The sequence below is a fragment of the Mycobacterium farcinogenes genome, assembly GCF_019739075.1.
GTDB classification, from domain to species: domain Bacteria; phylum Actinomycetota; class Actinomycetes; order Mycobacteriales; family Mycobacteriaceae; genus Mycobacterium; species Mycobacterium senegalense.
Window position 1 is genome coordinate 4639280 of record NZ_CP081673.1, and the last position, 19976, is coordinate 4659255.

Annotated in this window: 22 protein-coding genes, 1 tRNA gene and 1 pseudogene; 10 read left to right on the top strand and 14 right to left on the bottom strand. The window is 67.4% G+C overall.

The genetic code is table 11. From position 1 onward, the window contains the following. Positions 1-7: 7 nt before the first annotated feature. The 3 genes from K6L26_RS22020 to K6L26_RS22030 all read left to right on the top strand — a co-directional run bounded on the left by K6L26_RS22020 (position 8) and on the right by K6L26_RS22030 (position 1658). Positions 8-397: a MerR family transcriptional regulator gene (locus K6L26_RS22020; protein WP_221851517.1), complete on the top strand. Its 390-nt coding sequence runs from the start codon at positions 8-10 to the stop codon at positions 395-397. 37 nt (positions 398-434) lie between these two features. After that, positions 435-1124 (top strand): HAD family hydrolase, encoded by a 690-nt coding sequence (locus K6L26_RS22025; RefSeq protein WP_221851519.1) that lies wholly within the window; start codon positions 435-437, stop codon positions 1122-1124. Between the two features lie 111 nt (positions 1125-1235). After that, on the top strand, positions 1236-1658 hold the full coding sequence (locus tag K6L26_RS22030) for a DUF6319 family protein (RefSeq protein ID WP_221853449.1): 423 nt from the start codon (positions 1236-1238) through the stop codon (positions 1656-1658). A 32-nt stretch (positions 1659-1690) separates the two neighbouring features. Here the strand turns inward: K6L26_RS22030 and K6L26_RS22035 are convergent. The 10 genes and pseudogenes from K6L26_RS22035 to pgm form a co-directional block, all read right to left on the bottom strand. Further along, a pseudogene (locus K6L26_RS22035) lies at positions 1691-3118 on the bottom strand (carboxylesterase/lipase family protein). Then, positions 3115-3621, bottom strand: coding sequence for a VOC family protein (locus K6L26_RS22040; RefSeq protein WP_085141049.1), 507 nt, complete (start codon positions 3619-3621; stop codon positions 3115-3117). The pseudogene K6L26_RS22035 and the gene K6L26_RS22040 overlap by 4 nt, the downstream one beginning before the upstream one ends. Before the next feature lies 1 nt (position 3622). Next, positions 3623-4867, bottom strand: a complete 1245-nt coding sequence (locus tag K6L26_RS22045; RefSeq protein ID WP_221851521.1) for a DUF1214 domain-containing protein — start codon at positions 4865-4867, stop codon at positions 3623-3625. Then, a complete protein-coding gene (locus K6L26_RS22050; protein WP_221851522.1) occupies positions 4867-6018 on the bottom strand; it encodes a sulfotransferase family protein in 1152 nt (383 codons plus the stop codon). The genes K6L26_RS22045 and K6L26_RS22050 overlap by 1 nt, the downstream gene beginning before the upstream one ends. Further along, positions 6015-7139, bottom strand: a complete 1125-nt coding sequence (locus K6L26_RS22055) for an LLM class flavin-dependent oxidoreductase (RefSeq protein WP_221851524.1) — start codon at positions 7137-7139, stop codon at positions 6015-6017. The genes K6L26_RS22050 and K6L26_RS22055 overlap by 4 nt, the downstream gene beginning before the upstream one ends. Positions 7140-7312: 173 nt before the next feature. Next, a complete protein-coding gene (locus tag K6L26_RS22060; protein ID WP_221851526.1) occupies positions 7313-7555 on the bottom strand; it encodes a hypothetical protein in 243 nt (80 codons plus the stop codon). A 22-nt stretch (positions 7556-7577) separates the two neighbouring features. Further along, on the bottom strand, positions 7578-7835 hold the full coding sequence (locus K6L26_RS22065) for a DUF3297 family protein (RefSeq protein ID WP_019347149.1): 258 nt from the start codon (positions 7833-7835) through the stop codon (positions 7578-7580). Positions 7836-7978: 143 nt separating this feature from the next. Continuing rightward, positions 7979-8051: transfer RNA gene (locus tag K6L26_RS22070), tRNA-Ala, on the bottom strand. Positions 8052-8107: 56 nt separating this feature from the next. Next, positions 8108-9349, bottom strand: a complete 1242-nt coding sequence (locus K6L26_RS22075; protein ID WP_047039051.1) for an MFS transporter — start codon at positions 9347-9349, stop codon at positions 8108-8110. Next, positions 9346-10980 (bottom strand): phosphoglucomutase (alpha-D-glucose-1,6-bisphosphate-dependent), encoded by a 1635-nt coding sequence (pgm, locus tag K6L26_RS22080; protein WP_019348474.1) that lies wholly within the window; start codon positions 10978-10980, stop codon positions 9346-9348. The genes K6L26_RS22075 and pgm overlap by 4 nt, the downstream gene beginning before the upstream one ends. A 70-nt stretch (positions 10981-11050) precedes the next feature. On the opposite strand from pgm, the gene crcB (K6L26_RS22085) reads away from it, so the two are divergent. The 6 genes from crcB (K6L26_RS22085) to mbtN are packed head-to-tail and all read left to right on the top strand — an operon-like array spanning position 11051 to position 15957. After that, positions 11051-11449: a fluoride efflux transporter CrcB gene (gene crcB / locus K6L26_RS22085; protein ID WP_043370723.1), complete on the top strand. Its 399-nt coding sequence runs from the start codon at positions 11051-11053 to the stop codon at positions 11447-11449. After that, positions 11446-11814, top strand: coding sequence for a fluoride efflux transporter CrcB (crcB, locus tag K6L26_RS22090; protein ID WP_019348476.1), 369 nt, complete (start codon positions 11446-11448; stop codon positions 11812-11814). Before crcB (K6L26_RS22085) ends, crcB (K6L26_RS22090) begins: the two co-directional genes overlap by 4 nt. Further along, positions 11811-12884 carry a DUF190 domain-containing protein gene (locus tag K6L26_RS22095; RefSeq protein WP_019348477.1) on the top strand — a complete coding sequence of 358 codons (1074 nt, stop codon included), beginning with the start codon at positions 11811-11813 and terminating at the stop codon, positions 12882-12884. The genes crcB (K6L26_RS22090) and K6L26_RS22095 overlap by 4 nt, the downstream gene beginning before the upstream one ends. A 60-nt stretch (positions 12885-12944) precedes the next feature. Beyond that, positions 12945-13214, top strand: coding sequence for a mycobactin biosynthesis acyl carrier protein MbtL (locus tag K6L26_RS22100; RefSeq protein ID WP_065462655.1), 270 nt, complete (start codon positions 12945-12947; stop codon positions 13212-13214). Positions 13215-13219: 5 nt separating this feature from the next. Further along, complete coding sequence (mbtM, locus tag K6L26_RS22105; protein WP_245008771.1) at positions 13220-14785, top strand: long-chain-fatty acid--ACP ligase MbtM; 1566 nt, start codon at positions 13220-13222, stop codon at positions 14783-14785. Further along, positions 14782-15957, top strand: a complete 1176-nt coding sequence (gene mbtN / locus K6L26_RS22110; RefSeq protein WP_221851529.1) for a mycobactin biosynthesis acyl-ACP dehydrogenase MbtN — start codon at positions 14782-14784, stop codon at positions 15955-15957. Before mbtM ends, mbtN begins: the two co-directional genes overlap by 4 nt. Before the next feature lie 13 nt (positions 15958-15970). Here mbtN and K6L26_RS22115 read toward each other — a convergent pair whose 3' ends face one another. After that, positions 15971-16621 carry a GNAT family N-acetyltransferase gene (locus K6L26_RS22115; RefSeq protein WP_019344160.1) on the bottom strand — a complete coding sequence of 217 codons (651 nt, stop codon included), beginning with the start codon at positions 16619-16621 and terminating at the stop codon, positions 15971-15973. A 72-nt stretch (positions 16622-16693) separates the two neighbouring features. After that, entirely contained in the window at positions 16694-17053 is a 360-nt protein-coding gene (locus K6L26_RS22120; RefSeq protein WP_036388566.1) for a DUF488 domain-containing protein, read from the bottom strand. A gap of 20 nt (positions 17054-17073) precedes the next feature. On the opposite strand from K6L26_RS22120, the gene K6L26_RS22125 reads away from it, so the two are divergent. Continuing rightward, on the top strand, positions 17074-17283 hold the full coding sequence (locus K6L26_RS22125) for a hypothetical protein (protein WP_019344158.1): 210 nt from the start codon (positions 17074-17076) through the stop codon (positions 17281-17283). Here K6L26_RS22125 and K6L26_RS31725 read toward each other — a convergent pair whose 3' ends face one another. Continuing rightward, on the bottom strand, positions 17284-18876 hold the full coding sequence (locus K6L26_RS31725; protein WP_245008627.1) for a helix-turn-helix domain-containing protein: 1593 nt from the start codon (positions 18874-18876) through the stop codon (positions 17284-17286). Beyond that, on the bottom strand, positions 18788-19915 hold the full coding sequence (locus tag K6L26_RS31730; protein WP_245008628.1) for an AAA family ATPase: 1128 nt from the start codon (positions 19913-19915) through the stop codon (positions 18788-18790). The genes K6L26_RS31725 and K6L26_RS31730 overlap by 89 nt, the downstream gene beginning before the upstream one ends. Positions 19916-19976 lie beyond the last annotated feature (61 nt).

Sequence of the window (19976 nt, forward strand, 5' to 3'; positions counted from 1 at the left end):
GGAACCGTTGAGTAACCAGGATCATCTGCAGATCGGCGAGGTCGCCACCCGAACCGAGTTGTCCATCAAGACAATCCGGCACTACGACGAGGTGGGCCTGGTCACCCCGTCCGCGCGGTCTGCGGGAGGATTCCGGCTTTACACCGCCGACGACGTCAACCGGCTGCTGGCGATCCGCCGGATGAAACCGTCGGGCTTCAGCCTCGAGGAAATGCGTGAGCTGCTCGACGCCCTCGATACGCTCGACTCCCCCGGAGCGTCCGCCGACCGTCGCGCCGAGGCCACCGCTTTCCTGGCCCAGTGCCATGCTCGCGCCCAAGAAGCCTGCGTCAAGCTGACCCGGCAGCTGGCCCACGCACAGGAACTGACCGAGCAGCTTTCGCGCTACCGCGGCTGAGCCGTTTGACCTGCGGGCGCGCGGGTATATCAGGCAGATGCCAACGCCGAGACCTTTCGCGGTCCTGTTCGACGTCGACGGCACCCTCGTCGACACGAACTATCTGCACGTTCACGCCTGGGCCCGCGCGTTCCGCGAGGAGAGCATCGACGTGGAGTCCTGGCGGATCCACCGCAGCATCGGCATGGACGGCAGCACCCTGGTGGCAACCTTGTCCGGGGACGCGAGTGACGCAGTGCAGCACCGCCTCAAAGATCGCCACAGCAGCCTCTACAAGGACAGTTCAGAGTTGATCGTGCGCCTGCCCGGTGCGCGTGAACTCCTGCGCCATCTCGCCGAGAACGAGGTGCAAGTAGTGCTCGCCAGTTCCGCTCCGGAAGACGAACTCGCCATCACCCGAAAGGTTCTCGACAGCGACGACGCCATCGCGGCAGCCACGTCTTCGAAGGACGTCGACACCGCCAAACCCGACCCGAGCATCGTTCAGATAGCGTTGGAGCGGGCCGGCGTGTCTGCCGAGCAGGCCGTGTTCGTCGGAGACGCGGTGTGGGATGGCGAAGCCGCCACCCGCCTCGGCGTTCCGTTCATCGGCTTGCGCGGCGGCGGCGTCGCCGACAGTGAGCTCGAAAAAGCCGGTGCGCTAGCTGTTTTCGATGATCCACTCGACCTCCTGCGACATTTGGAGACCACCGTCATCGGCGCACGACTCCGGGACTCGTCGCACTGAGCGGGACGGGCGCGTCGGCTTGACCACACATGTCGAACGTGTGTTCTAATGTTCCTCGCCGCCCATCCCGCCCCAGTGCGGGCGATGTTCGAAAAGGAGTTCGCCGTGACGATGACTGTAGACGCTCTGGCACCGGAAACGTTGACCACTGACTCGGACACTGCCGGTGACGTGGTTGCGCCGACCGAGAGCACGACGTCCGCCCCCGAAGCCTCTGTCGATGAGAAGCCCAAGAAGGCGCCGGCCAAGAAAGCTCCCGGCAAGAAGGCCAAGACCATCGAACTGACCCTCACCGTCACCGGTACCGCCGACGGCGAATGGCATGCCGAGCTCAAGCAGGGCAGCACCTACCTGGCGCGCAATGTCGCGGTTGCGGCCGCGGCCGTCTCACGCGCGGCCAAGGAATTGCACGAAGATCTGTCCACGCCCATCGACGAGGTGATCGAAGAGGCCCGCACCCAGCAGGCCGCCAAGGTCGCCGCATTGGAGGCCGAGCTGGAAGCGGCGCGAAAGGTCTTGTCCGACTTGGAGTGAGGCGCAGGACCGGATCGTCCGGTCAAACTCGCCTACCCATAGGCGGGATAGCGATTTTCCCAGATCGCGAGTTGCTCCACGCGGTGCCGGTGGACGATTCGGGTCTCAGGGCCGATCAGCATCGTGGGCCCGCCGACCCCGTCGTAGCGTTCCCAGGGCTCTCCCCCACGAACGAACTCCAGCCACAGTTGCTGAACTGCATCCGACATCTGGCGGGCCGCCTCATCGGCACCGGCCAGGCCGGGCGCGGCATCCAGGGTGCCGAACAGCAAGGGCAGACACGAATCGTGGCAGGCCCCGAACCCGGCGCGTGGAGAAGGCCACTGCAGTTCGTAACGAAACACCGGGTTACCGCGCTCGGCGTGGGCCCTGACGAACTGCTCGGTAGGCGCGGTGAAGTGGTAGTCGGTGACCATCGCGCCGGCGACATCGCGAAGTGTGTGCCGGCCGGCGCGGTAGGTAGCCACCACCGCGCCCGGGTCGTGACTGTCCCCGGCGAGTGCCCGCGCCCGGTCGTGTACGTACTGCTCGGTGAAGACCCCCTCATCCAGCGCCGCGTCGAAGATCCGCCATTCGTCGCGCGTCGTTCCGGCCAGGAGGGGGGTCGCCGGCATGGCGCGGGTGCGCGCGACCACCAACGGGTGCTCGGCGATGACGTCACCGTCGATGCACGGATGGAACGGGCCCTGCGGCGGCACGAATCCGGTGACGATGCAACGCTGCGCGGCAAGGATCTGCTCGACGTCCGGTTCTCGGCCGACCGATGAGATGACTTTCTCAGCCACGGCCGCGGCGGCTGCGGTCTAGCGGACGCGTTCCAAACCGCCGCTTTGCAGAATCGCGCGGTCGAAGAGGCGGCATCCGTCGGCGAGCAGGGCGGATATCGCGATCGCGCCCGAGGACTGCCCTGCGACCGTGACGGCGTCGGGGTCGCCGCCGAAAGCGCCGATCTGCTCGCGCACCCACCGCAGCGCGTGCCGCTGGTCGCGCAGTGTCAGGTTGGTGGAGTCGGCCCCGTGCCAGTCCGGCGCGTAGAGCGAGCCCAGCACTCCGAGCCGGAAATTCATTGTCACCACGACGATGTCGCCGCGCCGGGCCAGTCGCGCACCGTCGAGCAGCGGTGCAGAACCCTGCCCCTGAGCCTGCCCGCCGCCGTGCAGAAAGACCAGCACTGGCCGGCGGTTGTCGTCGACCGCGGGAGTCCAGATGTTGAGTGTGAGACAGTCCTCACTCATGGTCAGGCCGCGCTTGGCCAGCCGCTCGGGCGCGATGTCCTGCGGAGCGATCGCACCGAACGCTATCGCCTCCCGCACGCCGGCCCAACAAGGCACGGGTTCTGGTGGGCGCCAGCGACGTTCGCCCGTCGGCGCGGCCGCATACGGCACACCGCGGAAGACGATGACGTCGCCGCGCGCGTCGCCGCGCAGCGCTCCGTACGAGGTGTGCGCGACGGCGGTCACGGGCGCTCGGTCAGCGGATGGGTCCGCGCCATCTCACCGTCGAGTATCCGGGTCAGAAAGTCGCGGCCCTTGAAGCTCACCACCTCGACGCGCAGCCCGCTGCGCGGGTCGCGCAGGAACGCCACCCCGGCCCCGGTGCGCTCCAACTCCCAACCGTCGGCCTGCAGCCGCGCGACGTCGTCGCGCCAGCGCTGCGCGTAGTAGCCGAGGTGGTGCATGCCGCCGAGCTTCGGTTCGGCGAAGATCGAATCTTTGTCAGCGACAACCTCGATCAGTTCCAGGTACGGCGGGCCGGACGCGGAGAACGCGATGCGTACGGTCTGGTCGTCTGCGGACCCGTCGGGCCGGGTGAAGCCGCTGCGCATCTCGAACGGTGGCGCCCAGGAGATCTGCATGGCTGCCGACACAGAGTCCATGGCTGTCGCCAGATCGGGTACGAGGTGGCCCACGTGGTAGACGTTGTCGAAGGCCGACGAGGCGAGCGTCTCGAGTCTGGGGTCCATGTCAGATCCTGTACCTACGGCGGATGGCGTTGAAGCGGGCGTGCAGTTGCGCGGCGCGTTCGTCGGCAGTCACGCGCCGAGTTTCGGCCGGCAGCACGGTGTCCAGCTCGGTCAACGGCACGACGGTGGTGCTGACGTCGGGCAGCTGCCGGCTGCCGATGACCCGCATGGTGAGATAGCCCGCACTGAAATGTTGGGTGTCGATCCAGTTGTGCACGCCGGGATCGTTGTGGGCCAGCACCATTCGCACACGGCCGTCGGAGTCGATCGCCGATCTGCTCGGGGTGTGGCTCACCGGCCGGTACAGGTAGTCCATGCTGTTCCAGAATGCGCCCATGTTGGTCAGCATCCAGAACTCCCCGGCGTCGGCGAACTCGAAGATCAGTGCTTCGTCCGGCCCGAGGCGCCATGGCATGGTAACGATGAGCCGACCGCGGCGTGCATCGCGTTGCTCGGCCGTGCCGGCGAAGCGCGCGCCGGGAAAGACGTTGGGGTCGGGCTCGCCGAACAGCGAGCCAATCTGCAGTTCGCGGTCCGGCCAGTCGGTCATCGCCCCGGTGAGGAAGTCGCCGGCCCATTGCATCGACGCGATGAGATCCTGCGGGGTCGGAACGGGACGTGGCTCGTCCATGTCGATGCGTTCGATGCTGAATTGCGCCGAGCGCTCCGCCCAGGAGTCGAAGCCCTGCCGCATGAAGAGCTTGCGTGAACCCGGGGTCGTGGGCAGCCAATTCGGTTCTCGCCGTTGCCCTCCGACGTAGAGCACGAAACTGCCGTCGGGCTCGGTGACAAGCTCATCACCGGTGATGTTCGCCTCGGGGGTATCCCCGAAGGGCTCGTGCAGATTGGGGTGGTCGGCGCCGTAGTAGGCGTCCTTTTCCGGACGCGGCCCCTGCACGGTGAAGTTGATGAAACGCGCGGTACCCCGATCGCCTTCGATGCGATACGTCGATGCGCCGTCGATCCAGGCCTGCAGATAGACGAAGTCGGCGTTGTCACCGCCGAGTTTGCGGCTCGGCCCGCAGAACGGATGGATCATCGGATAGCGGGTGTTCTTGGTCTCCAGGGCGAGATCGTACGCCTGCCCGAGATTTTGCGTGAGGTAGCGAAACGCGTCGGCGCGCTGCAGCGCATTCGGTGGCGAGGTGTCCTTGAACGCCAGATCTCCGGCGTCCTTGAGTCGGTCGCAGAAGTCGTGCCACGCCGCACGCAGCGCCGCGTCGTCCGCGGTGTCGCCGAACGCCATCAGTGCCTCGTCTCGATGTCGATGCCGAATCGCTCGCGGTATCCGGCGAATTCGTCGTGCAGCTGCTGTACTGGGACCGGTAGGACGTCGGTGGAGTAGGTGAACTTGCCGTACCGGTCGCTGCGGTTGGTGATGAGGTAGTCGCGCATCGCCTTTTCGGCGGCGGCAGTCAGCGGAAGTCCGGCGAAGTCGTAGAAACCCCCGATCGCGGCGACCGGGTCGGCGACGAAGTCGCGGTAGCGGGCGTGGTGGATACGCGGGTCGTCCACCAGCGGGTCGGTGAGGTAGGCATGGAAGTTCGCCCGCGACCCCTCGATGGTGTCCTTGGCGTACTGCGTCCAATCCAGCATCCCGGCAAGGCTCTCGTTGATCTGCCCGAAGGCCACGATCTGGGAGGCGAGCACCTGCACCGGGTCACGGTGTACCCAGACGATGCGGGCATCGGGGTAGGTGTCGAAGAGCGCGCGCAGGCGTCGACCGTGAAAACCCTTGAGCACCCAACGTTTCGGCGGGCGCGAGTGTTGGATGTGTTGCAGCATCATGCGGTGCAGCGCGTATTGCGCGCGATGGTCCTGGCCGAAGTTCTGGATCGTGAGCGGGACCCGCCACCAGGCGCTCGGGTTGGTCGCACGGAAGTCGAAGGCCCACGTACGTTCACACTCGGGCAGCCCGGCACCGAGCAGATCGTTATACGGGTGGCTGACGATCCACGGCGGGATGCGGTCGAGGATTTCCCGCCAGTCGGCATCGGCCTGCGCGCGGCGCGGGTCGTCGACGCCGGCCGGGCCCGGTGGTGGCGAGGGGTACATCACCTCCCAGAACCGCAGCGCGCGGGAATCCTCGTCCTCGGCGAGCAGCGCATGCAGCAGCGTCGTTCCCGACCGAGGCTCACCGGTGGCGAAGAGCGGGGCCGTGATCGGCTCTGCCTGCAGCGGCAGGCGGGCATGGTCTGCGATGAACCGCAGCCGGCTCTTGAGCAGTCCGTCGATCGTCAATGCGGCTGCCCGCGAGCCGGTTTCATCGAGTTGGGCGCTGGTCAGCCTGTCGACGACCAGTGCCACGCGGGCGGGCAGGGTGTCGTCGCCGAAGTCGGTGAGCCCGGTCGATTCCTGCGCGGCGGCGATGAGGACGTCGGTGTCCAAGATTGTCATGGCGCGCCTTCTGTGAGCTGCAGCAATTCGTCTTCGACCTCGCGAACTTTGCGTGCCGACTCGGCGGCGTAGGCCTGCCCCGCCATTCCGCTGTAGTCGAGCACCGAGACGACTTGGGCACCGGCCTCGGCGAATTCGGCGATCTGCGCGGCGACCTGCTTCGGCGTGCCGTGCGGAACGACGGACAGGATCGCGGCCGGGTCGACCTGTTCGAAGAGCCCGAGCAATCTGTCGCGGGTCAGCACGCGTGGGTCGATGTCCTGGATGCCGCGCCAGTGCTCCCCCATCGGATGGCGGTGACCGGTGGTCCGCAGCGCGTCGGCCGTCAGTTGCAGCACCAGCGACTTCACCAGCGGGCGTTGCACAATCGCGCTCAGCTCGTCGGGCTCACCGATCAGGCAGACCACCATCTTCGCGGGCGTGATCGCCTCCGGATCGCGCCCGGCCTGTTCGGCCGCCTCCCGGATACTCGCCAGCTGGTTGGCATAGCTCTCCGGCCCGGCGCTGCCCGTCGGCCACCAGCCGTCGCCGAATTCCCCGACGAGGCGCAGCATGCGGGGGCCGTTGGCCCCGATCCAGATGGGTGGCGCGCCGGTGTGGTGCAGCTCGGTGTCCAGCCGGGCATGCTCCAGCGTGAAGTACTGCCCGGTGAAGTCGATCGGTCCGTCGGTGTTCCACAACAGCCGGATCAGCCGGAGTGCCTCGGCGAATCGACTCACCGCGCACCGGTGGTCGAAGCCGTACGGCGCCAGGTTCTCGCGCTCGCCGGCGCCCAGTCCCAGGATGAACCGGCCGTCCGAGAGATGGCTGAGGGTCAGCGCCGACTGGGCCAGCATCACCGGGTGGCGGCGAACGGTGTCGAGAACGCTGGTGGCCAGCCGGGTGCGGGTGGTGCGTGCCGCGACAGCGCCGGCGAGACTGAGGGTGTCCAGGTAGCGGTGCGGTGACGGCGACAGCTCCGCGAGGTCGGTGAACTCGGCCGTCCAGATCGAGTCCGGCCAGAAACTCACGAGGTGATCGGGCAGCCAAAGGGAGTGGTAGCGGCCATCATCGAGAGCGCCCAGCCCGCTGAGATCGAGCGGCAGAGTTGTCCGAAAGAACGAGGCCAGCTCTAAGGGCATGCAGGGCAAGCTACCGGAGGACGACGGCTACGTCACCGGATTGCTGTGCATCTGCTCAGCTAGGGCCGATGCCGAGGCCGTCCCTACCGACCTCGGGCCAACGGCAAGGTGGAACGCTTCTGTCGCACAGCCGCGCGAAAGGTCTTGTCCGGCTTGGAATGAGGCGCAGGTCGTTAAGGTGCGGGGGCGAGCGTGTCCAGACACAGCTCGCGTTGGGCGGCTTCCACCATCGGCGGATTCGCCCAGCCGATCAATTCCCACGACATCAGGACGTTTTCCGGCGTCGAACCGCCGTAACGAAGCTTGTCGCAGATGGTGCGGCCGAGCGTCAACAAGGAGGTCGTGGGCAAGAGCTGGGGCCCCAGCGCCGCGAGGTTACCCTGCTCGTCGGCGCGAGCGGTTCCAGGTGCCACCATCGACCGCAGTGGCGACCGAGGGCTACTTCGCCTGGCGGAAATACGGTTCGACCGTGCCGCTGAGTTTGACGACCATCGGATTTCCGCGACGATCCTTGGCGGTAGGGACTTCAACGCGCACCCACCCCTCGGCCACGTCATATTCGTGAACGTTGGTCTTCTCGACGCCGTTGAAGCGAATACCCACGTCGCGGAGAAGCACCTCTTCGTCATAGAAGGGGCTGCGGGGATCCACCGAGAGGTGATTCGGTGGAACGTCTGTGTTCTGGTCCTCGGGCATGATGGCTTTCGTTGAGTGCTGCGGTCGGCTCTTGGATCTGATTCTCCAAGAACCTACGCGACCTGTGGTGACGGGTTCCGGTTAGGTTCAGACGGGCTACACAGCAAAGAACCCGAAGTCGTGTGACTTCGGGTTCTCAAACGTGGAGCTAAGGGGACTCGAACCCCTGACCCCCACACTGCCAGTGTGGTGCGCTACCAGCTGCGCCATAGCCCCGTTTGTCGTGCTCAACGAAGTTACACCACAGGGGCCGTCTAACCCAAAACGGCAGCTCAGGGCAGTTCATCGGCGGAATCGGGGCCCAGTGGGCGGGCTGGGGTGTGCTCCTCTGACGCCGACGGCCGGGTCTCCGGAGCGAAGACCCACCCCACCGCCGCGGCGAGCATGATGACGCCGGTGGTGACGAACGCCACCGGGAAGCTGATGTGCAGGGCGATCTGGCCCACGGCGAACGAGCCGACAATCGCGCCGAGGTCCGACATCATCTGGAACGTCGCCACCGCCGTCCCGCCCCGCGCCTTGTTGCCGACGACGTCGGCCACCGCGGCCTGCTGCGGCGAGACGAACATCCCCGTCGCCGCCCCGGTCACATAGGCACACACCAGAAACAGCGGCAGGGAGTCGCTGAAGCCGACCGCCACCGTCGCCGCGGCCGACACCGACAGCCCCACGATCACCAGCACCCGACGCCCGACCCGGTCGGAGAGGTAACCGCTGGGCACCACGGCCGAGACGTTGCCGATCGCGAAAGTCGCCAGCGCCAGCCCCGCCGCACCCGCGCTGCGCCCCAGGACGTCCACCACGAACAGCGGCACCAAGGCGATGCGCAATCCGACCGAGGACCAACCGGACGCGAAATTGGAGAACAACGCCGCGCGATAGGCGCCATGCCGCAGCACCTCACGCATCGAGACCTTCGGCACCTCGTCGACGGACGGGACGGCCAACTCCGAGTGGCGCAGGCTGACGAACACCACCGCGGCGGCCACCAACAGCGCCGCGCCGTAGATCAAAAACGGTGCCGACAGTCCGAAGCCGGCGGTCAAGCTGCCCAATACGGGCCCGCCGACGGAGCCGACCAGAAACCCGGAGGCGAACAACCCGGCCACCCGGCCGCGAGCATCCGGCGGCGAAATCCGGATCATCAGGCCCAGTGAGGACACGGTGAACATCGCCGAACCCAGTCCACCGAGCGAGCGGAACAGCAAGAGCTGTGTGTAGGTCTGGGCGAACGCGCAGGCTCCGGTGGACACCGCGACGATGAGCAGCCCACTGATATAGACCCGCCGCTCGCCCAGTCGTTGCACCAGGGCTCCTGCCGGCGGCGCGCCCACCAGACGCATCGCCGCGAATGCGGTGATCACGAACGTGGCAGCGGCGATACTGACCCCGAAATGCCGGGCATAGTTCGGTAGCACCGGGGCAACGACGCCGTAGCCGAGCGCGACCACCACATTCGCGCAAACCAGCAGCCAGACCTCGCGGGGCAGGCTCTGCGTGGTCTTGACGGTCACCCGATGACTGTATTCACCACTTCCTTCGCGGCCTCCTGCACCTCCGCGAGATGATCGGCGCCCAGGAAAGACTCGGCATAGATCTTGTAGACGTCCTCGGTGCCCGACGGCCGAGCGGCGAACCAGGCGTTCTCGGTGGTGACCTTCAGCCCGCCCAATGCCGCGCCGTTGCCCGGCGCGGAGGTGAGCTTGGCGGTGATCGGCTCGCCGGCCAGCTCGGTGGCACTGACCTGTTCGGGCGACAACTTGGCCAGCCGGGCCTTCTGCTCACGATCGGCCGGGGCGTCGATGCGCGCGTAGGTAGGTGAGCCGTAGCGTTCGGCCAATTCGGCGTAGCGCTGCGACGGCGTCGACCCGGTGACCGCCAGGATCTCCGAAGCCAGCAGCGCCAGAATGATGCCGTCCTTGTCGGTGGTCCAGGTCGACCCGTCGGTGCGCAGGAACGACGCGCCGGCACTCTCCTCGCCGCCGAATCCGATACCGCCGCCGATCAGCCCGTCGACGAACCACTTGAAGCCCACCGGTACCTCGACCAGTTTGCGATCCAGCCCGGCCACCACCCGGTCGATGATCGAACTGCTCACCGCGGTCTTGCCCACCGCGGTGGCCGCGGGCCAGTTCGGCCGGTGGGTGTAGAGGTAATCGATCGCCACAGCGAGATAGTGGTTGGGATTCATCAACCCTCCGTCCGGGGTGACGATGCCGTGCCGGTCGGAGTCGGCGTCGTTGCCGGTGGCGATTTGGTACTCATCCCGGTTGGCGATCAGTGACGCCATGGCATTCGGCGAGCTGCAGTCCATCCGGATCTTGCCGTCGGTGTCCAGGGTCATGAACCGCCACGTGGCATCGACCAGCGGATTGACCACGGTGAGGTCGAGGTTGTAGCGCTCGGCGATCGCACCCCAGTAATCCACGCTGGCCCCGCCGAGCGGGTCGGCACCGATGCGGATGCCCTCGGCCCGGATCGCATGCAAGTCCACCACATTGACCAGGTCAGAGACGTAGGCATCCAGGTAGTCGTGACGCTGAGCCGTCTGCAGCGCCCGCGCCAGCGGCATGCGTTTCACGTCCTTGAACCCGTCGCGCAGGATGTCGTTGGCGCGCTTGGCAATCCAGCCGGTGGCGTCGGTGTCGGCCGGTCCGCCGTTGGGCGGGTTGTACTTGAAGCCCCCGTCGCGGGGCGGGTTGTGCGACGGTGTCACGACGATGCCATCGGCGAGGTCGGCGTCACGGCCACTGTTGAAGGTCAGGATGGCGTGGCTGACCGCGGGTGTCGGGGTGTAGCGATCAGCCGAATCGATCATCGCTACAACATCGTTGGCCGCCAAGACCTCCAGAGCCGACGCCCAGGCCGGTTCCGACAGCGCATGGGTGTCCCGGCCGAGGAACAACGGGCCGGTGGTGCCCTGTGCGGCGCGATATTCGACGATGGCCTGGGTGGTGGCCAGGATGTGGCCCTCGTTGAACGCAGTGTCCAGACTGGAGCCGCGATGGCCGGAGGTGCCGAACACCACCTGCTGCGCAATGTCTTCAGGGTCGGGCCGGCGGGTGTAGTAGGCGGTCACCACCGCGGCGATGTCGATCAGATCCTCGGGTTGAGCCGGTTGTCCGGCGCGGGGATTGGCAGCCATGGTCCCGATTGTGCTCCCGATCGGATGTCGGTGCCCGGCTCTCGCACATCAGACGCCATACTTTTACTTCATGTTTGGCCATGACCCCCGAGAAGTGGCCGCAGTCTTCGTCGGCGGCGCCCTGGGCACGCTGGCGCGCGCCGGGCTGGCGGTGCTCGCCGCCCCGGCACCCGGGCACTGGCCCTGGCCTACGTTCATCGTGAACATCCTCGGCGCGTTCCTGCTGGGCTACTTCACCACGCGACTACTGGAACGGTTGCCGGTCTCCAGCTACCGCCGTCCGCTCTTGGGTACCGGGTTGTGCGGTGGGTTGACCACCTTCTCCACGATGCAGGTCGAAACCGTCACGATGCTCGAACACGGCAACTGGGCGTTGGCCGCCGGCTACACCGTGGCCAGCATCGCCGCCGGGCTCCTGGCAGTGGCGGTCGCGACCGCGATGGTGCGCCGGGCCATGGTGCGCGGATGACCACGGTCGTGGTGTGGACCGGCGTGATGCTGCTCGGCGGCGTAGGGGCGGTCTGCCGATTTCTCCTCGACCGGGCGGTGTCCGCCCGCCACACCCGCGGCTTCCCGTTCGGCACCCTCGCGGTCAACCTGAGCGGCGCGTTTCTACTCGGCTTCCTCGGCGGACTGGCCTTGGACCGCCACGCTGCCCTACTTGCCGGCACCGCGTTCGTCGGCTCGTACACGACGTTTTCCACCTGGATGCTGGAGACGCAACGCCTCAGTGAGGAGCGCCGGATCTGGCCGGCGGTGGGCAACATCGTCGTCAGCGTGGTACTCGGCCTCATCGCGGCGTGGTTGGGCCTGACGCTGGGAGCCCGGTTGTGAGTACCGACGACTACCTCAAGCTGACGGCCTACTTCGCCGAACGCGCGCGCCACGAGCACCGTTTCGCCGCCGACGCGCTACTGGACCTGTACGGGAACAGCGACATCGCGATCAGCGTGATGCTGCGCGGAATCGCCAGCTTCGGCCCGCACCATCACCTGCGCACCGACGAGACCCTGAGCGCCTCGGAGGATCCCCCGATCGCCATCGCCGCCGTCGACGCCGCCGACAAGATCGCCACGCTCGCCGAGCGGACGGTGGCGCTGATCCCCCGGGGCCTGATCACCCTGGAACGTGCCCAACTGATCCGCCGCGAGTCCCCCGCACCGACGGTCGCCGACACCGGCAAGCTGACCGTGTACGTCGGCCGTCATCGGCGCATCGGAGGGGTTCCGGCCTATCGCGCGGTGTGCGACCTGCTGCACCGGCATGGCTTCGCAGCGACGACGGTATTCCTCGGCGTGGACGGCACCGCGCACGGCCGGCGTCGCCGCGCCGCGTTCTTCAGCCGCAACAGCGAGGTACCGCTGATGATCATCGGGCTCGGAACTGGGGCCCAGCTGACAGCCGTGCGAGCAGAACTCACCGAGCTACTGGAGAACAACCCTCTGCTCACCGTCGAGCGGGCGCAGTTGTGCAAGCTGGGCGGCCGGCTACTGACCCGGCCGGCCGAGCTGCCCGGCGCCGACGACCAGGGCCGCCCGCTGTGGCAGAAGCTGATGGTCCACACATCGGAGACCGCCCAATACCAAGGAGTGCCCATCCACCGGGCCATCGTCCGAACGCTGATCCAGACCGGCGCGGCGGGCGGCGCCACCGTGCTGCGCGGGGTCTGGGGTTACAGCGGCGCCGAAAGTCCGCGCGGGGACAGGCTGTTCCAGCTCGGCAGGCACGTCCCGGTGAGCACCATCGTGGTGGACACCCCCGAGCGGATCGCGGGGGCCTTCGAAGTAATCGACGAGATCACCCGCGAACACGGCGTGGTCAGCGCCGAGCTGGTGCCTTCGGCGACGGTGGTCGACGCCGGAGAGCGGCATGGCGGTACCGATCTGGCGCAGTTCAGTTACTGACCTCACAGCCGACTGGGTAAGGCTAGCCTATCTTTGCTCAGCCGTGTACCGTGCGACCCCATGCAGTCGACTACACCCGAAGCGGTCAGCGCCGCCCTCACCGAGATCCTTCGTGACGACATGAACGTCGATGTCCGCCGGGTGACCAGGGAGTCCCGACTGATCGACGACGTCGGCCTGGACTCGGTGGCCTTCGCCGTCGGCATGGTGGCGATCGAGGACAAACTCGGGGTCGCGCTGTCCGAGGAAGACCTGCTCAGCTGTGACACCGTCGGCGATCTCGAGGCGGCCATCCTGGCGAAAGCGCCTGCCGCGCAGAGCAGCCAGTGAGCGTGCTGGCCACGGCGCTCGCCGCGTCACTGACCACCACCGACGCCGATCTCGTGGTGCACGACCACGAGACGCGCACCTGGACACGCCATCGTTGGGGAGAGGTCTACGCGCGCGCCGAGAACGTCGCCGAGCAGATCGGCCATGACGGTTCGACAGCTGTCGGCGTGGTCGCCGAGCCCACCGTCGAGGCAATCGCGACGGTGTTGGGCGCCCTGCTGGCGGGCACCGCACTGTCGGTGCTCCCCGGTCCGATCCGCGGGGCAGACGCCGACACCTGGGCACAGTCCACACTGAACCGGTTCGCCGCCATCGGCGTCGGCACGGTGTTCAGCCACGGCAGCTACCTGGATCTGCTGCGCACGGTCGAGACCCCGCTGACGATCCACGACGACAGCGTCGTCGCCCACGCTCAACGCTCCACCACTCTGCCTTTGGGTACCGGCCAGTTCGCAGTGCTGCAGGGCACCGCAGGCTCGACCGGCACACCCCGCACCGCACAGCTGACGCCTTCGGCGGTGCTGGCCAACCTGCGCGGGCTGAGCGAGCGGATCAGCTTGTCGGACAACGATATCGGCTGCTCGTGGCTGCCCCTGTACCACGACATGGGACTGACCTTCCTGCTGGCCGGAGCGCTCGGCGGCATCGAGGTGTGGCAGGCCCCGACCATGGCCTTCGCCGCCTCCCCGTTCAGCTGGGTGCGCTGGCTCACCGAGAGCCGCGCCACCCTGACCGCCGCGCCGAACATGGCCTACGGGCTGATCGGTAAGTACTCCAAGCGCCTCACCGACCTGGACCTGTCGGCCCTGCGGTTCGCGCTCAACGGCGGCGAGCCGGTCGACTGCGAGGCGACCATCCGGTTCGGCACCGAGCTGTCCCGTTTCGGCTTTCACTCCGGAGCACTCTCTCCGTCGTACGGGATGGCCGAATCATCTTGTGCGGTAACCGTTCCGGTCCCAGGCCTCGGCGTGGTTCTCGACGAGATCACGGTCGCGACCGACGCTGGGTCCAACCGTCAGCAGCTGGCGGTTCTCGGCGACGCCATCCCCGGCATGGAAGTACGTCTGCGGCCCAGTGAAGACAACGCGGGCATCGTCGACCGCGAGGTGGGCGAGGTCGAGATCCGCGGCACCTCGATGATGTCGGGCTACCTCGGCCAGGCCCCGCTGAACCCAGGTGACTGGTTCGCCACCGGCGATCTCGGCTATTTCGTCGACGGTGGGTTGGTGGTCTGCGGGCGCAGCAAGGAACTGATCACCGTTGCCGGACGCAACATCTTCCCCACCGAGATCGAGCGGGTTGCCGCTCAGGTCAAGGGTGTTCGCGAGGGCGCCGTGGTGGCCGTAGGGGCCGGCGAGAAGTCGGTTCGGTCCGGCCTGGTGATCGCGGCCGAGTTCCGTGGTCCCGACGAGGCCGGCGCCCGTAGCCAGGTGATCCAGCAGGTGGCATCCGAGTGCGGCATCGTGCCCGCCGACGTGGTGTTCCTGACTCCCGGGTCACTCCCCCGCACCTCCTCGGGCAAGCTGCGCCGCCTGGAGGTCAAACGACAATTGGAGACAGCGAAGTCATGACTGCGCTCACGCCCACCCCGGCACCGGCCACCACCACGATCGACGAGTACCGCGACCTGCTGGATCGGGTGTTCGACGACCAGGTCAAGGCTTGGACCGCCGAAGCCGAAGAGACTGAGAGTTTTCCGCGTCAACTCATCGAACACCTCGGCCGCAACGGCGTGTTCCGCGAGAAGTGGGGCGACGGTCAGCAGCCCGACGTGGCCAAGCTGGTAGAACTGGCCTTCGCGCTGGGCGGGACCGGCTCGTCGGGCATCGGCGTGGGTGTCAGCCTGCACGACTCGGCAATCGCCCTGCTGCGCCGCTTCGGCAAGTCTGAGCATCTGCGCACCATCTGCGAACAGGCCATCGGTGGCGAAGCGGTGCTGTGCATCGCGGCCTCCGAGGAATCCGGTGGTTCGGACCTGCAGATCGTGGAGACCGAAGTCCGCACGGCCCGCGACGGATTCGAGATCAAGGGCATCAAGAAGTTCGTTTCACTCTCGACGATCGCCGACCACATCATGGTGGTCGCCCGCAACGTCGACCACGATCCGACCAGCAGGCACGGCAACGTGGTCGTCGTCGCGGTCCCCACCTCTCAGGTCGAGGTTCAGGCCTCCTACCGCAAGGTCGGTAACGGTCCCCTGGCCACCGCGGCGGTGCACATCGACACCTGGGTGCCCGCCGACCATCTGGTGGCCCGGGCCGGCACCGGGTTGGCCGCGATCTCCTGGGGTCTGGCCCACGAACGCATGTCGATCGCGGGCCAGGTGGCCGCCGGGTCCCAGCGGATCCTCGGAATCACGTTGGCCCGCATGATGAAACGCCGCCAGTTCGGCCACACTCTCTATGAGCACCAGGCGCTGCGGATGCGCATCGCCGACCTGCAGGCTCGCGTCGATTTGCTGCGCTACGCCCTGGCCGGAGCAGCCGCACAGGGCAAGCTCGACCTCCGGGCCGCCGCGGCCTTCAAGGTGACCGCCGCCCGACTGGGCGAAGAAGTGGCGTCGGAGTGCATGCACATCTTCGGCGGCTCCGGCTATCTCGTCGACGAGACGCCGCTGGGCAAGTGGTGGCGCGACATGAAACTGGCCCGCGTCGGCGGCGGCACCGACGAAGTGTTGTGGGAGTTGGTGGCCGCGGCCATGAAGCCGGACTACGACGGCTACGCGGAATTCTCCGGAGCCTGAACCGGCCTCGGGGCTACCCGGCGACGCCGAATGCGTCGCCGGGGGTGCGCGGCAGCGCGTAGAGCGCCATCTTGCGGTTGGACATCTGGTGCTCGCCCAGGAATTCACATCCCGCCCACTCGCAGACCCGACGAGCCCCGGTATTGCGATGGTCGGGATCGAACATGATCCGCCGGCAGTCGGGTTCTAGTTCGAACACGTTGGCCACGATGCGCGGCAGCAGGATCGGGCCCATTCCACGGTTGACGAATCTGAGATCGGCGATCGCCGCATGCATACCGATGTCGTGGGGTTCGGCGGCGTAGCGCGGTGCGATGGAATCCTTGGCCGCCCGGTACAGCTCGATGTAGCCGACGGGCTTGCCGCGGAAGCTCGCGATGAACGGCCGTGAGTATTCACCGTCGAGCTGGGCCTGCAGGTAGCGCCGCCAGCGCTCGGGCTCCCAGTCGTACTCCCAGGCCTCCACCAGATGTGGGCGGTTCATCCACTCCGACACCAACTCGGCGTCACCGACGGCGTCGGCCACCCGGATGTCGTACGGCTCAGCCAGGATCGGGGTCGGCGGAGCGTCGACGGCGCGCACCTCGTCGGTGATGTCGGTCAGCTCGCGCTTGAGTATGGGCGCCCCTGGCAGGTCGGTCACGTCGGTATCGATATCGCTCATTTGAGCGCCGAGCCTACCGTAGCGAGTGAGGGTAGGTTTACCTTCCTGCCGGAGCCCGGTCGGTGTGCGGCCTCAGCCCAGAAGCTTTGCCAGGACCGTCAGATGGCTGAGTTCGACGTCACGGGTGGCGGTCACCAGCGTGACGGGGCCGGCGCTGACCAACGACCTCAACTCGTCGAGGGCCGCAGCCTCGTCGCCGGACTGCAATTCGTGGGTGTAGCGCGCCGCGAACTCGTCATAGCGTTCCGGTTTGTGGTCGTACCAGTGCCGCAACTCGGTGGACGGGGCGACGGCGGGCAGCCACTGCCCCACCCTCGGGTCGGTCTTCTTCAAACCCCTGGGCCACAATCGGTCGGCGAGGACCCGCTGCCCCTCGCCGGATTCGGGTTCGGTGTACACCCGGGCCAACCGCACACGGTGTTTCTCGGCCATCACATGCCATGGTAGGAGGCATGAGCGTAGATCGGGTGGCAGATTTGCAGCGCTGGGAAGATTCGGGCGCACACTGGCGCGTACTCACCCGGACCGCAGACAGTCTCACGGTCGCGCTGCTGCGGTGCGACGGCGGAGAGGAAGTGGACCGGTTCACCTCCACAGATCCGCGGCTGCTCGATTTCGTGGGTGCCCGTAGCTCCAGTGAGGAACCGCAACACCCCGGCTGATCACATCACGGGGCCGAAGCGGGCCAACCGGGCCAGATGGTCGCGGTCCTCCACACCGAGCTTGGCGAACATGCGGTACAGATGCCCGTCAACGGTGCGCACCGACAGGCACAACTTGTCGGCGATCGCGCGGTTGCTCATCCCGAGACTGACGAGGTTCGCGATTTCCCACTCACGCTCGGTCAGCGGCAGCGGATGGCCGGCGCAGCGCAAGGCCGGAGTCAGCGCACCACTTCGTCCCGCCAACCACAGCGCCCGGGCCGTGGACTCCAATTCGCCACCAAGGCAACCAGTCTGGGCAAATTGGCGGGCGGCGTGGGCGGACGCATCGGCGGCCAACGCCAGCGCCCCCATCGCCTCGAACCGGTCGGCGGCCACGACGAGTTGATCGGGATCATTTCGGGCCACACCGATGCTGTGCGCGGCGATGGCCTCGGCCATCCGGCCACCGAGCCGCCGCGCCAATTGCCGGATTCTGCGGTGACCGCAGGCTTGCCCGAAACGCAGCGCGGTGTGCAGGGCCGTGAGCTCGACCACGTCCATCTCATGCGCCTTGGCGCACTGTGCGGCCCGAGCAGCAAGGCCGGCGGCCGCTCTGATGTCGCCGTCGGCGGCCGCCGCCCAGGCCCTGGCCAGCTCCAGTTCGGGCCGGAACACCTCGAGGGACCCGCCCGCGGCACCCTCGGCGCGCAGCAACGCGGCACCCGCAGCATGGCCGTCGCCCCGCATCCCCTCGGCCTGAGCCAGCCACGCCGCGACCACCATGGGCCACCCGGGCGGCAGCCCCGGCGAGGTCGCCCACACCGCTGCCTGCAGCGCTTCACACGCCGAAGGCAGACAACCGCGGACCAATGCCACTCGTCCGTTCAGCGCGGTGACGACGGCCTCGGCCTGCGGCGAGCCGGCCGCCAGCACGGTGTAGCGGTCACACACCCGCTGTGCCCGCGCCAACTCCCCCGCCGCCGCGGCCACCGACACCTGGGCGAAGGGCAGCCAGAAACGCTGAGGCCCCGACTGACAATCCTCGGCAGCCCATTCACCCGTCTGCGCGGCGGCGTTGGCCTCGTCCCAGCGCCCGGACAAGGCCAACGCGTTCGAGGAGGCCACCGCGGCCCATACCGTCGCCGTCGATCTATTCGACGGCGCCCACACCTCGGTGTCGAGAATCTCGGCGGCCAGCCCGACTGCCTCGGCCACCTCGCCGGCGAAGAACGTGAACACCGCCTCCATCGCCCCGACCAGACTCAACGTCTGCGGGCAGTGCACCTGCCGGCGAACCATGGCAAGTACCGAACGCGCGGCTTCGGGGCGAGCGCACCCGAAAAATAGGTTGGCCGCCCGCAGACAACCCCAACGTGCGAGCGTTGGTTCGTCGTCCGGCGGCACTGACCGGGCCAGCAGGTCCTCGGCCTGCTCGCCGTAACCCTGCCAGCTCAACGCATCGGCCAGCACGATCGCCGCACGCACTCCGGCACCGTGATCCACGGCGTATCGCGCCAACTCCTCACCCAGCGCCAGATTGGACATGGTGACCGCACTGGCCGCCGCCTCGGCGATCGCATCCGCATCCGCCGGGCCATCGCCTCCGGCCATGAACCGAGCCAGCTGGATTCGCCCCCGCACGTCGGGGTGGTCCGCCGTTGTCAGGCGAGGCCAGGTGCTCGCCCAACAGCACCGCCAATCGCGTATTGATCTGGCGGGAACGGGTTTTGGAGCATCGGCTGCGGGCCACCTGCCCGATGACGGGATGGCCGGGCTGTACGACGGTGCAGGCGGCATCGTTGAGCACCTGGATCGCGCCCCGGCGCTCGACCCGGCCGATCGCGTCGAGGTCACAGGCCGCCACCAACACGTCCCAGTCGAGTACCTCCGCGGTGGAGACCACCTCGACCACATCGAGCTCATCCGGGGTCAAGGTATCGAACCGGGAGGCGATCAATGCGTGTAGATCGGCACTGGCCCGCAGCTGCCCACGCAGTCGCCAACGCCCCTGATCGCAGACCAGGGCCGCATCGCCGAGGGCCGCGTTGAGCGCACCGCGCAAGTAGAGCGGACTCCCCGAGGAGAATCGGTGTAATTCTGCGACCGCGCGATCATCGACCTCACCGCCCAGCACCGCGGTAGCCAACTCGGCAGTCTGCTCCCGGGTGAAGGGTTCGATCTCCAATCGCAACAGCAACTGTTCTTTCCAAAGGGCCGTCACCGCATCCGAAGCGATCGCGCCGCTTCCGATGGTGACGATCAATCGCGGTGAGCCGTGCACCGCCAATTGCTGTACCAACAGCGCCGACAACGGATCGAGATGCTGTGCGTCGTCCACCACGATGACCAAGTCGGGATCCGCGGTCAGCATCTCGTGCGCCACGGCGAGCATCACTGTCGGGTCATGCGCCTCGGTGAGGGTCAGGGCGTGCCGAAACGCCCCGAGTGCCACGGCTTGGGCGGTCTCGGTTCCGAGGACGAACAGGACCGGGCAACCATCTGCCTCCAGGCTCTCTGCCAGCACCCGGGCCAGGGCCGACTTGCCCACTCCCGTCTTGCCGGCCAGCACCACGCCGCACGAACCGCCCCACAGCGCTTGCGAGGCTTCGCGCTGTTCGACATCGCGTGCGACGAACGGCCAGTCCGACAAGGACCACCCCCAGATATCTGTGGCTTACCCGGGTGACGGTACGCCGGTGCAAGAATTCGTA

Excerpts from the sequence above, each read along its gene's own strand:
- K6L26_RS22120 (WP_036388566.1), bottom strand. The coding sequence starts at position 17,053 with ATGGCCGAGAAACACCGTGTGCGGTTGGCCCGGGTGTACACCGAACCC.
- pgm (WP_019348474.1), bottom strand. The coding sequence starts at position 10,980 with ATGGCTGCCAATCCCCGCGCCGGACAACCGGCTCAACCCGAGGATCTG.
- K6L26_RS22030 (WP_221853449.1), top strand. The coding sequence starts at position 1,236 with ATGACTGTAGACGCTCTGGCACCGGAAACGTTGACCACTGACTCGGAC.
- K6L26_RS22045 (WP_221851521.1), bottom strand. The coding sequence starts at position 4,867 with ATGGCGTTCGGCGACACCGCGGACGACGCGGCGCTGCGTGCGGCGTGG.
- K6L26_RS22040 (WP_085141049.1), bottom strand. The coding sequence starts at position 3,621 with ATGGACCCCAGACTCGAGACGCTCGCCTCGTCGGCCTTCGACAACGTC.
- K6L26_RS22025 (WP_221851519.1), top strand. The coding sequence starts at position 435 with ATGCCAACGCCGAGACCTTTCGCGGTCCTGTTCGACGTCGACGGCACC.
- K6L26_RS22100 (WP_065462655.1), top strand. The coding sequence starts at position 12,945 with ATGCAGTCGACTACACCCGAAGCGGTCAGCGCCGCCCTCACCGAGATC.
- K6L26_RS22060 (WP_221851526.1), bottom strand. The coding sequence starts at position 7,555 with ATGGTGGCACCTGGAACCGCTCGCGCCGACGAGCAGGGTAACCTCGCG.
- K6L26_RS22055 (WP_221851524.1), bottom strand. The coding sequence starts at position 7,139 with ATGCCCTTAGAGCTGGCCTCGTTCTTTCGGACAACTCTGCCGCTCGAT.
- K6L26_RS22050 (WP_221851522.1), bottom strand. The coding sequence starts at position 6,018 with ATGACAATCTTGGACACCGACGTCCTCATCGCCGCCGCGCAGGAATCG.
- K6L26_RS22065 (WP_019347149.1), bottom strand. The coding sequence starts at position 7,835 with ATGCCCGAGGACCAGAACACAGACGTTCCACCGAATCACCTCTCGGTG.
- K6L26_RS22125 (WP_019344158.1), top strand. The coding sequence starts at position 17,074 with ATGAGCGTAGATCGGGTGGCAGATTTGCAGCGCTGGGAAGATTCGGGC.
- crcB (WP_043370723.1), top strand. The coding sequence starts at position 11,051 with ATGTTTGGCCATGACCCCCGAGAAGTGGCCGCAGTCTTCGTCGGCGGC.
- mbtN (WP_221851529.1), top strand. The coding sequence starts at position 14,782 with ATGACTGCGCTCACGCCCACCCCGGCACCGGCCACCACCACGATCGAC.
- K6L26_RS22115 (WP_019344160.1), bottom strand. The coding sequence starts at position 16,621 with ATGAGCGATATCGATACCGACGTGACCGACCTGCCAGGGGCGCCCATA.
- K6L26_RS31725 (WP_245008627.1), bottom strand. The coding sequence starts at position 18,876 with ATGGCCGGAGGCGATGGCCCGGCGGATGCGGATGCGATCGCCGAGGCG.
- crcB (WP_019348476.1), top strand. The coding sequence starts at position 11,446 with ATGACCACGGTCGTGGTGTGGACCGGCGTGATGCTGCTCGGCGGCGTA.